This is a genomic window from Streptomyces sp. NPDC048361 (assembly GCF_040651795.1).
Taxonomy (GTDB): domain Bacteria; phylum Actinomycetota; class Actinomycetes; order Streptomycetales; family Streptomycetaceae; genus Streptomyces.
Genome location: NZ_JBEZKW010000114.1, coordinates 1 through 8,828, shown reverse-complemented (window position 1 = coordinate 8,828; position 8,828 = coordinate 1). Strand labels below are relative to the sequence as shown.

Below are 8,828 nucleotides of genomic sequence, written 5' to 3'. Positions count from 1 at the left end.
ACGAGCGCCTTTCGGGCGCGATCGGGGTCTGGGGCGAAGCCCCAGCGGCCCCGCTTTCGTCTGCAGACCGTGCTGGGGCACCCGCGCAGTTCCCCGCGCCCCTAGCGATAGGGCGTCGACCGGCACGCCAGAGCCACCCGCGCCGGCCGCGGCGGAGCCGCGCAAGGGGCACAGCCCCGCGCCCGTGGTAGGGCACCCGGGATGCCCAGGCAGACGCCCCCACCCCCGGCGGAGCCAGTTCGCTCTCCCGCGCGCCATGTCCTCGTAACCAGCCATTCAGACACGCTTGCGACGCTCGCGCAATGAAGCCGCCGGCGCCCGCCACCCGGAATGGACCCGTTCCCCCACCCCCCAGAGCCCCCCGGGCGCTCACTCCCGCCCGCTCCGACGCGCTGGACGGGGCCGGTGCGCGGAACAATGGGGACATGAGCCAGCAGCCCAGCGCCGAGGACACGCTCAAGAACGCCCAGCCGTCCGTGGCCTCCATAGCCGCGCACCGCCCCCACACGCTCGCCGCCGTCGCCTCCGATCTGGAGCCCGACATCGACGCGGACCTCGACGCGTACGAGGACGAGAGCGAGGGCGACGAGCTGCCCTCGGGGCGTTTCCTCGACCGCGAGCGAAGCTGGCTCGCGTTCAACGAGCGCGTGCTCGAACTCGCCGAGGACCCGGCGACCCCGCTCCTGGAGCGCGCGAACTTCCTCGCGATCTTCGCCTCGAACCTGGACGAGTTCTTCATGGTCCGGGTGGCGGGACTGAAGCGCCGCATCGCGACCGGTGTCGCCACCCGCTCCGCGTCCGGGCTCCAGCCCCGCGAGGTCCTCGATCTGATCTGGACGCGTTCGCGCGAGCTCATGGCCCGGCACGCCGCCTGCTTCCAGCAGGACGTCGCCCCGGCGCTCGCCGACGAGAACATCCATCTGATCCGCTGGCCGGAGCTGACGGAGAAGGAGCAGGCCCGCCTGTTCACGCTGTTCCGGCAGCAGATCTTCCCGGTGCTCACGCCGCTGGCCGTGGACCCCGCGCACCCCTTCCCGTACATCTCGGGGCTCTCGCTCAACCTCGCCGTGGTGGTGCGCAACCCCGTCTCGGGGCACCGTCACTTCGCCCGGGTGAAGGTGCCGCCGCTGCTCTCGCGGTTCCTCGAAGCCTCGCCGCAGCGTTATGTGCCGCTCGAAGACGTCATCGCCGCGCACCTGGAGGAGCTGTTCCCGGGCATGGAGGTGCTCGCGCACCACATGTTCCGGGTGACCCGCAACGAGGATCTCGAAGTCGAGGAGGACGACACCGAGAACCTCCTCAAGGCGCTGGAGAAGGAGCTCATGCGGCGCCGCTTCGGGCCGCCGGTGCGTCTGGAGGTCGAGGAGTCCATCGACCCGTACGTACTCGACCTGCTGGTAAGGGAGTTGAAGGTTTCCGACGCCGAGGTCTATCCGCTGCCGGGGCCGCTCGACCTGACCGGTCTGTTCGGGATCGCGGCGCTCGACCGGCCGGAGCTGAAGTTCCCCAAGTTCGTCGCGGGCACCCACCGCGACCTCGCCGAGGTGGAGTCGGCGTCCGCGCCCGACATCTTCGCCGCGCTGCGCGAACGCGATGTGCTGCTTCACCACCCGTACGACTCCTTCTCCACCTCGGTGCAGGCCTTCCTTGAGCAGGCGGCATCCGATCCGGACGTGCTCGCCATCAAGCAGACCCTGTACCGCACGTCGGGCGACTCGCCGATCGTGGACGCGCTGATAGACGCCGCCGAGTCGGGCAAGCAGGTGCTCGTCCTGGTGGAGATCAAGGCGCGCTTCGACGAGCAGGCCAACATCAAGTGGGCCCGCAAGCTGGAGGAGGCCGGCTGTCACGTCGTGTACGGGCTCGTCGGCCTCAAGACGCACTGCAAGCTCTCCCTCGTGGTGCGCCAGGAGAACGACACCCTGCGGCGCTACTCGCACGTCGGCACCGGCAACTACCACCCCAAGACGGCCCGGCTCTATGAGGATCTGGGGCTGCTGACCGCCGATCCGCAGGTCGGCGCCGACCTCTCCGACCTCTTCAACCGGTTGTCGGGGTACTCGCGCCGCGAGACCTACCGGCGTCTGCTCGTCGCGCCCAAGTCGCTGCGGGACGGCCTGATCGCGCGGATCAACAAGGAGGTCGCCCACCAGCACGCCGGGCGCCCCGCCTATGTCCGCATCAAGGTCAACTCGATGGTCGACGAGGCGGTCATCGACGCCTGTTACCGGGCCTCGCAGGCCGGTGTGCCCGTCGACATCTGGGTCCGCGGCATCTGCGCCGTACGCCCCGGGGTCACCGGGCTCTCGGAGAACATCCGGGTCCGCTCCGTCCTCGGGCGCTTCCTCGAACACTCCCGGGTCTTCGCCTTCGGCAACGGCGGCGAGCCCGAAGTGTGGATCGGCAGCGCCGACATGATGCACCGCAACCTCGACCGACGCATCGAAGCACTGGTCAGGGTCGCCGACCCGGGCCACCGCGCGGCCCTCGGCCGGCTCCTGGAGACCGGCATGGCGCCGACCACCGCCTCCTGGCATCTGGGCGCCGACGGAAGCTGGACCCGGCACGCGGTCGACGCGGACGGACTGCCGTTGCGCAACGTGCAGGAGATGCTGATAGACGCCCGGAGGCGCCGGCGTGCAACGCCTTGAGAACGTGACGGGACACGACCCGGCCGGCGAGCTGCTCGCCCACTACCTCCACGCCCAGGCAGGAGCGTTCCTGCGCGGCCTTCGCCTGCACCGGGAGGCGGGACCGGACAGCGACCTCGCCGAAGGGGCCGCCCTCGCGATGCGCGCGGCCGCCCGCCGTATCGGCGCCACCCTGCACACCTTCCGCCCGCTCCTCGACGCGGCCTGGGCCGATCAGCTGCGGACCGAACTCGCCTGGCTGTGTGCGACGTTGGGCGGTGAGCACACGTGCGCCGCCCGCCTGACCCGGCTGCTCGACGCCCTGCACCGGCTCTCCGGCAGCCGGGTCGCGCCGCCGCGCGGCGAGGGCGGCACCCTCACGGTGGGTGCGGCCCGCGCGGGCGCCCTGCTCGAACGGCAGCTGACACCGGCCCGCACCCGGGCCCACTCGGCGGCGCTCCAGGCGCTCGGCTCGTCCCGGTTCCACGCCGTGGCGGACGCGGTCGCGCTGCTCGCCAGTGAGGCGCCGCTCGCGACCTCGGCCGCCGCCCCCGCGGCCGAGGCCCTCGCGCCGGCCGCGCTCGCCGCCGAGGACCGCCTTGAGCGGGCGGTGGCCGACCTGCCGCTGGGCCGCGCGGCCCGCCCGTACAACTCCGAGGCCCTGGTGCAGGAGAGCGAGAGCCAGGACCAGCCCTGGCACCAGGTGCGGCGGCTGCTGCGGTTGCACCGGTACGCCCAGGAAGTACTCCACCCGCACCCCGGCGACCTTTTGCATGGCGGAGCGGTCCAGGCCGACCAACTGCCGTGCGCGGGCCGGGCTCTGGACCGGCACCGGGACGCCTCCGAGGCGGCGGCCGCCGCGTCCGCCGCCGCCCGCACCCCGCGCATCGCCCCGGCGACGGCGTACGCGCTCGGTGTGCTCCACGCCGATCAGCGCCACGAGGTGGAGGCGGCCCGGTTTGCCTTCCAGCGGATCTGGCAGCCTGTGGCGGTGACGACAGCACCCGCGGCGACCACGGCCGCGTCATGAGCACCGCACCCGACGGCACCGTCCTCGCGGCGGGCTGCGTCCTGTGGCGCCGCGCCCACTGGGGCGAGCGGGGCCTGGAGATCTGCCTCGTGCACCGGCCCAAGTACGACGACTGGTCGCATCCCAAGGGCAAGCTGAAGCGGGGTGAGGAGCCGCTCACCGGCGCCCTGCGGGAGGTGCTGGAGGAGACCGGCTTCTCCTGCGTGCCCGGGGTGCGGCTGCCCACCGCCCACTACACCGACCACCTGGGCCGCCCCAAGCGCGTCGAGTACTGGGCGGCCGAGGCGGGCGAGGGCCGGTTCACCGCCAACGCGGAGGTCGACCGGCTCCTGTGGCTCACCCCGGCCGCCGCCCACCACCGCCTCACCGAGCCCCGCGACCGCCAGCTGCTGCTCGCCATGCTCGACGCGCCACACCCCGCCTGACCTCTGCAAACGCTCTCGCCTCAGGCGCCCCATGGGCAGAATCGGTTCTGTTCGCCGTCTGAACACGAACCGGTAACGGTCGGCACCGCACTGCCCGCCATGGTTCACCTTCCGTTAACTCTTCCCCGCCGACGGCTTCACCTGTTCTGCCTAATTTCGGCCTTACACGGTGAACGGCATCCCGCCCACACCGCCCATCCAACGCACGCCGCCGTAGAACGAACGGAACCCGGCGGCTCCCGGAAGGAACACCCGAAAGTGAAGCTTCAGCGCAAGAACCGGCTCCGCGCCACCGCCCTCGGCGTCATCGCCGTGTCCAGCGCCCTGGCCCTCACGGCGTGCGGCAGCGACAACAACAGTGGCAGCGGGAGCACGGGCGGTACGGGCGGTACGGCCTCCGGCGCCGCGTCCAACGTGAAGTGCGACGGCGCCAAGGGCCAGGTCCTGGCCTCCGGCTCCTCCGCGCAGAAGAACGCCATGGACCTCTGGGTCAAGAACTACATGGCCTCCTGCAAGGACGCGCAGATCAACTACAAGTCCTCCTCCTCCGGTGAGGGCATCGTCGCCTTCACGCAGGGCACGGTCGCCTTCGCGGGCTCCGACTCGCCGCTCAAGCCGGAGCAGGTCGCGGACTCCAAGAAGGTCTGCACCGGCGGCGGCCAGGGCATCAACCTGCCGATGGTCGGCGGCCCGATCGCGATCGGCTTCCACGTCGAAGGCGTCGACAGCCTCGTCCTGGACGCCCCGACCCTCGCCAAGATCTTCAACGGCAAGATCACCAAGTGGAACGACGAGGCGATCGCCAAGCTCAACCAGGGCGTCAAGCTCCCCGACCTCGCGATCCAGGCGTTCCACCGTTCCGAGGACTCCGGCACCACCGAGAACCTCACCAAGTACCTCAGCGCCACCGCCAAGTCCGACTGGACGTACGCGCCCGCCAAGAAGTGGGCCGCCCCCGGCGGTCAGGCCGCCTCCGGCTCCGCGGGTGTGGCCGCCCAGGTCAAGCAGACCAACGGCGCCATCGGCTACTTCGAGCTCTCCTACGCCTCCTCCCAGTCGATCAAGACCGTCGACATCAACACCGGCGCCTCCGCCCCGGTCAAGGCCAGCTCCGCCAACGCCTCCACCGCCATCGCCGCCGCGAAGATCGCCGGCACCGGCAAGGACCTCGCGCTGAAGCTGGACTACACGACCAAGGCCGACAACGCCTACCCGATCGTCCTCGTGACGTACGAAGTCGCCTGCGACAAGGGCAACAAGGCCGCCACCCTCCCCGCGGTCAAGTCCTTCCTCTCCTACGCCGCGAGCGCCGACGGCCAGAAGCTGCTCACCGACGCCAGCTACGCGCCGATCCCGGCCGAGATCAACGCCAAGGTCATCGAGACCATCAACTCCCTCTCGTAGCAATACTGTTGAGCCGCCGGGCCGAAGACCCGGCGGCTCTCGTGGGGCGGGGGCCCCGATCCGGCCCCCGCCGCACACCATCCGGTGCACCGCCGCCAGGGGACCCATCAAGTCCCCGCCCACAGACCGGAAAGATCATGGCTTCTTCCCTAGCAACGGACACACCTCCGCCACCCGCTCCCGCCCCGGCAGCGCGCCGCAAGCAGTCCACCGGCCGCGCGGGCGACAAGATCTTCCTCGGGCTCTCCCGGGGCTCGGGCATCTTCCTGCTCGTCGTCATGGCGGCCATCGCCATCTTCCTGAGCATCCGGGCCGGCATAGCGATCTCGAAGGACCAGGGCAACTTCCTGACCACCTTCGACTGGAACCCGGCGGGCGACCCGCCGGCGTTCGGCATCGCCGTCCTGCTCTTCGGCACCGTCGTCAGCTCGATCGTCGCGATGGCCATCGCCGTCCCGGTCGCCGTCGGCATCGCCCTGTTCATCTCGCACTACGCGCCGCGCAAGCTGGCCGCACCCCTCGCGTACGTCGTCGACCTGCTCGCCGCCGTGCCGTCGATCGTCTACGGCATCTGGGGCGCCCTGTTCCTCGTGCCCTACCTCGGCGGCCTCAACGACTGGCTCGACACCTACCTCGGCTGGACCGTCATCTTCGAGAAGACCGAAGTCGGCGTCGCCCGCTCCATCTTCACCGTCGGCATCCTGCTCGCGATCATGATCCTGCCGATCGTGACCAGCGTCAGCCGCGAAGTCTTCCTCCAGGCCCCGCGCATGAACGAGGAGGCCGCCCTGGCCCTCGGCGCGACCCGCTGGGAAGTCATCCGCCTCTCGGTGCTGCCCTTCGGCCGCTCCGGCGTCATCTCCGCCTCGATGCTGGGCCTCGGCCGCGCGCTCGGCGAGACGATGGCCGTCGCCACGGTGCTCTCCCCGAGTTACGTCCTCTCGACGCACCTGCTCAACCCGGGCGGCGGCACCTTCGCGCAGAACATCGCCGCGAAGTTCGACGAGGCCAACCAGCTCGGCCGGGACGCGCTGATCGCCTCCGGCCTGGTCCTCTTCGTCCTCACCCTGCTGGTCAACGGCGGCGCCCGCATGATCATCGCCCGCCGCAAGGAGTACTCGGGGGCCAACGCGTGAACGCCCCGACGTACCCGGACCCCAGCGCCGCGGCCCACCGGGGCCGGCCCCGCCGCGACCGCCGTACCGCAGCCCTCGAAGGGAGCGCCGCATGAGCCACGTAGCCGTGCAGGACGCCCGGCCGGCCACCCCGGCCCCCCACAAGCGCAGCCTCAGCCACCGCTCCCTGCCCCGCTGGGCCGGCGCCGGCTTCGCGGTCGCCGCGATCGTGCTCGCCGTGGGCATCGGCCTCGCCTTCGACCTGCACAGCAAGGTCCAGTGGGGCCTGATCGCGGCCCTGCTGTTCATCCTCGTCTCGTACACGGTCACCACGGCCGTCGAGAACAAGCGGCAGGCCAAGGACCGGGTGGCGACCTCCCTGGTCTGGGTCTGCTTCATCCTCGCCGTGATCCCGCTGTTCTCCCTGCTGTGGACGACGATCAGCCGCGGCACCAAGGTCCTCGACGGATACTTCCTGACCCACTCGATGGCCGGCGTGCCCGCCTTCGAGCAGGGCGGCGGCATCTACCACGCGCTGATCGGCACCCTGGAGCAGATCGGCATCGCCACCCTGATCTCCGCGCCGCTCGGCCTGCTGACCGCCGTGTACCTGGTGGAATACGGCAAGGGCGCGCTCGCCAAGGCCGTCACCTTCTTCGTCGACGTCATGACGGGCATCCCGTCCATCGTCGCCGGCCTGTTCATCCTGACCCTGATGCTGATGTTCGACCTCCAGCCCTCGGGCTTCATGGGGTCGCTCGCCCTCTCGATCCTGATGATGCCGGTCGTGGTCCGCTCCACCGAGGAGATGCTCAAGCTCGTACCGAACGAGCTGCGCGAAGCCTCCCTCGCCCTAGGCGTACCGAAGTGGCGGACCATCCTGAAGGTGGTCATCCCCACCGCGCTCGGCGGCATCACCACGGGCTTCATGCTCGCGGTCGCCCGCATCGCCGGCGAGACCGCCCCGATCATGCTGCTCGTCTTCGGCAGCCAGCTGATCAACACCAACCCCTTCGAAGGCGCCCAGTCCTCGCTCCCCTTCTACATCTGGGAGCAGTACCGGGTCGGCAGCGACGCGTCGTACGACCGCGCATGGGCGGCCGCCCTCGTCCTGATCGCCTTCGTCATGATCCTCAACCTGGTGGCTCGCGGCATCGCCCGCTGGAAGGCCCCCAAGACCGGTCGCTGACGCGACCCCCGTTCAGCGACCAGTCCTCCGGAAAGACAGTGAGTCACCCATGGCCAAGCGAATCGACGTATCGGGCCTCTCCGCCTACTACGGCGCCCACAAGGCGATCGACGACATATCGATGACGGTCGAGCCGCGCTCGGTGACGGCCTTCATCGGCCCGTCCGGCTGCGGCAAGTCCACCTTCCTGCGCACCCTGAACCGTATGCACGAGGTGACCCCCGGCGGGCGCGTCGAGGGCAAGGTGCTGCTCGACGACGAGAACCTGTACGGCTCCGCGGTCGACCCGGTGGCGGTACGCCGCACGGTCGGCATGGTCTTCCAGCGCCCCAACCCCTTCCCCACCATGTCGATCTTCGACAACGTGGCGGCGGGGCTGCGGCTGAACGGCTCGTACAAGAAGAGCGAGCTGGCCGACGTGGTCGAGAAGTCCCTCAAGGGCGCGAACCTCTGGAACGAGGTCAAGGACCGCCTCAACAAGCCCGGTTCCGGCCTTTCGGGCGGGCAGCAGCAGCGGCTCTGCATCGCCCGGGCGATCGCCGTCGAGCCGGACGTGCTGCTCATGGACGAGCCCTGCTCGGCGCTCGACCCGATCTCCACGCTCGCCATCGAGGATCTGATCGGGGAGCTGAAGGAGCGCTTCACGATCGTGATCGTGACGCACAACATGCAGCAGGCGGCGCGTGTCTCGGACCGTACGGCGTTCTTCAACCTCGCGGCGGTCGGGCAGCCCGGCAAGCTGATCGAGATCGACGAGACCGAGCGGATCTTCTCCAACCCCTCCGTGCAGGCCACGGAGGACTACATCTCGGGCCGCTTCGGCTAGGCCCGACCACTGAGCCGTCTGCGGTGCTGCATGGCGGTGCCACCGCAAGACGACGGGCCCGCCCTTTCGAGGGCGGGCCCACCCATGTTCTCCCGACGTGTGCGGCTACTTGAGGGGTGGCAGCTCCCCGGGGCTCCGCCCCGGACCCCGTTCGCGCCTGAAGGGCGCTCGTCCTCAAACTCCCCCAAGGCCTCAAGGGCCAGGGGCCA

General features: G+C 70.4%; 7 protein-coding genes. All 7 read left to right on the top strand.

Going from position 1 to position 8,828, the window contains the following annotated elements; all coding sequences use genetic code 11:
- Positions 1 to 425 precede the first annotated feature (425 nt).
- Positions 426 to 2,651, top strand: coding sequence for an RNA degradosome polyphosphate kinase (locus AB0D31_RS34130; RefSeq protein ID WP_362730653.1), 2,226 nt, complete (start codon positions 426 to 428; stop codon positions 2,649 to 2,651).
- Positions 2,638 to 3,660, top strand: coding sequence for a CHAD domain-containing protein (locus tag AB0D31_RS34125; protein WP_362730650.1), 1,023 nt, complete (start codon positions 2,638 to 2,640; stop codon positions 3,658 to 3,660). The genes AB0D31_RS34130 and AB0D31_RS34125 overlap by 14 nt, the downstream gene beginning before the upstream one ends.
- Positions 3,657 to 4,085 (top strand): NUDIX hydrolase, encoded by a 429-nt coding sequence (locus AB0D31_RS34120; protein WP_362730648.1) that lies wholly within the window; start codon positions 3,657 to 3,659, stop codon positions 4,083 to 4,085. Before AB0D31_RS34125 ends, AB0D31_RS34120 begins: the two co-directional genes overlap by 4 nt.
- A 258-nt stretch (positions 4,086 to 4,343) precedes the next feature.
- Positions 4,344 to 5,489 (top strand): phosphate ABC transporter substrate-binding protein PstS, encoded by a 1,146-nt coding sequence (pstS, locus tag AB0D31_RS34115; protein WP_362730645.1) that lies wholly within the window; start codon positions 4,344 to 4,346, stop codon positions 5,487 to 5,489.
- A 137-nt stretch (positions 5,490 to 5,626) separates the two neighbouring features.
- Positions 5,627 to 6,625: a phosphate ABC transporter permease subunit PstC gene (gene pstC / locus AB0D31_RS34110; protein ID WP_362730642.1), complete on the top strand. Its 999-nt coding sequence runs from the start codon at positions 5,627 to 5,629 to the stop codon at positions 6,623 to 6,625.
- A gap of 91 nt (positions 6,626 to 6,716) precedes the next feature.
- The gene (gene pstA / locus AB0D31_RS34105) at positions 6,717 to 7,793 is read left to right on the top strand and encodes a phosphate ABC transporter permease PstA (RefSeq protein WP_362730639.1); all 1,077 of its coding nucleotides are present in this window, start codon (positions 6,717 to 6,719) and stop codon (positions 7,791 to 7,793) included.
- Positions 7,794 to 7,842: 49 nt separating this feature from the next.
- Positions 7,843 to 8,619, top strand: coding sequence for a phosphate ABC transporter ATP-binding protein PstB (gene pstB, locus AB0D31_RS34100; RefSeq protein WP_362730636.1), 777 nt, complete (start codon positions 7,843 to 7,845; stop codon positions 8,617 to 8,619).
- Positions 8,620 to 8,828 lie beyond the last annotated feature (209 nt).

What these genes read in the sequence shown, in the direction of transcription:
- pstB (WP_362730636.1), top strand. Translation starts at nt 7,843, where the DNA reads ATGGCCAAGCGAATCGACGTATCGGGCCTCTCCGCCTACTACGGCGCC.
- AB0D31_RS34120 (WP_362730648.1), top strand. Translation starts at nt 3,657, where the DNA reads ATGAGCACCGCACCCGACGGCACCGTCCTCGCGGCGGGCTGCGTCCTG.
- pstA (WP_362730639.1), top strand. Translation starts at nt 6,717, where the DNA reads ATGAGCCACGTAGCCGTGCAGGACGCCCGGCCGGCCACCCCGGCCCCC.
- AB0D31_RS34130 (WP_362730653.1), top strand. Translation starts at nt 426, where the DNA reads ATGAGCCAGCAGCCCAGCGCCGAGGACACGCTCAAGAACGCCCAGCCG.
- pstC (WP_362730642.1), top strand. Translation starts at nt 5,627, where the DNA reads ATGGCTTCTTCCCTAGCAACGGACACACCTCCGCCACCCGCTCCCGCC.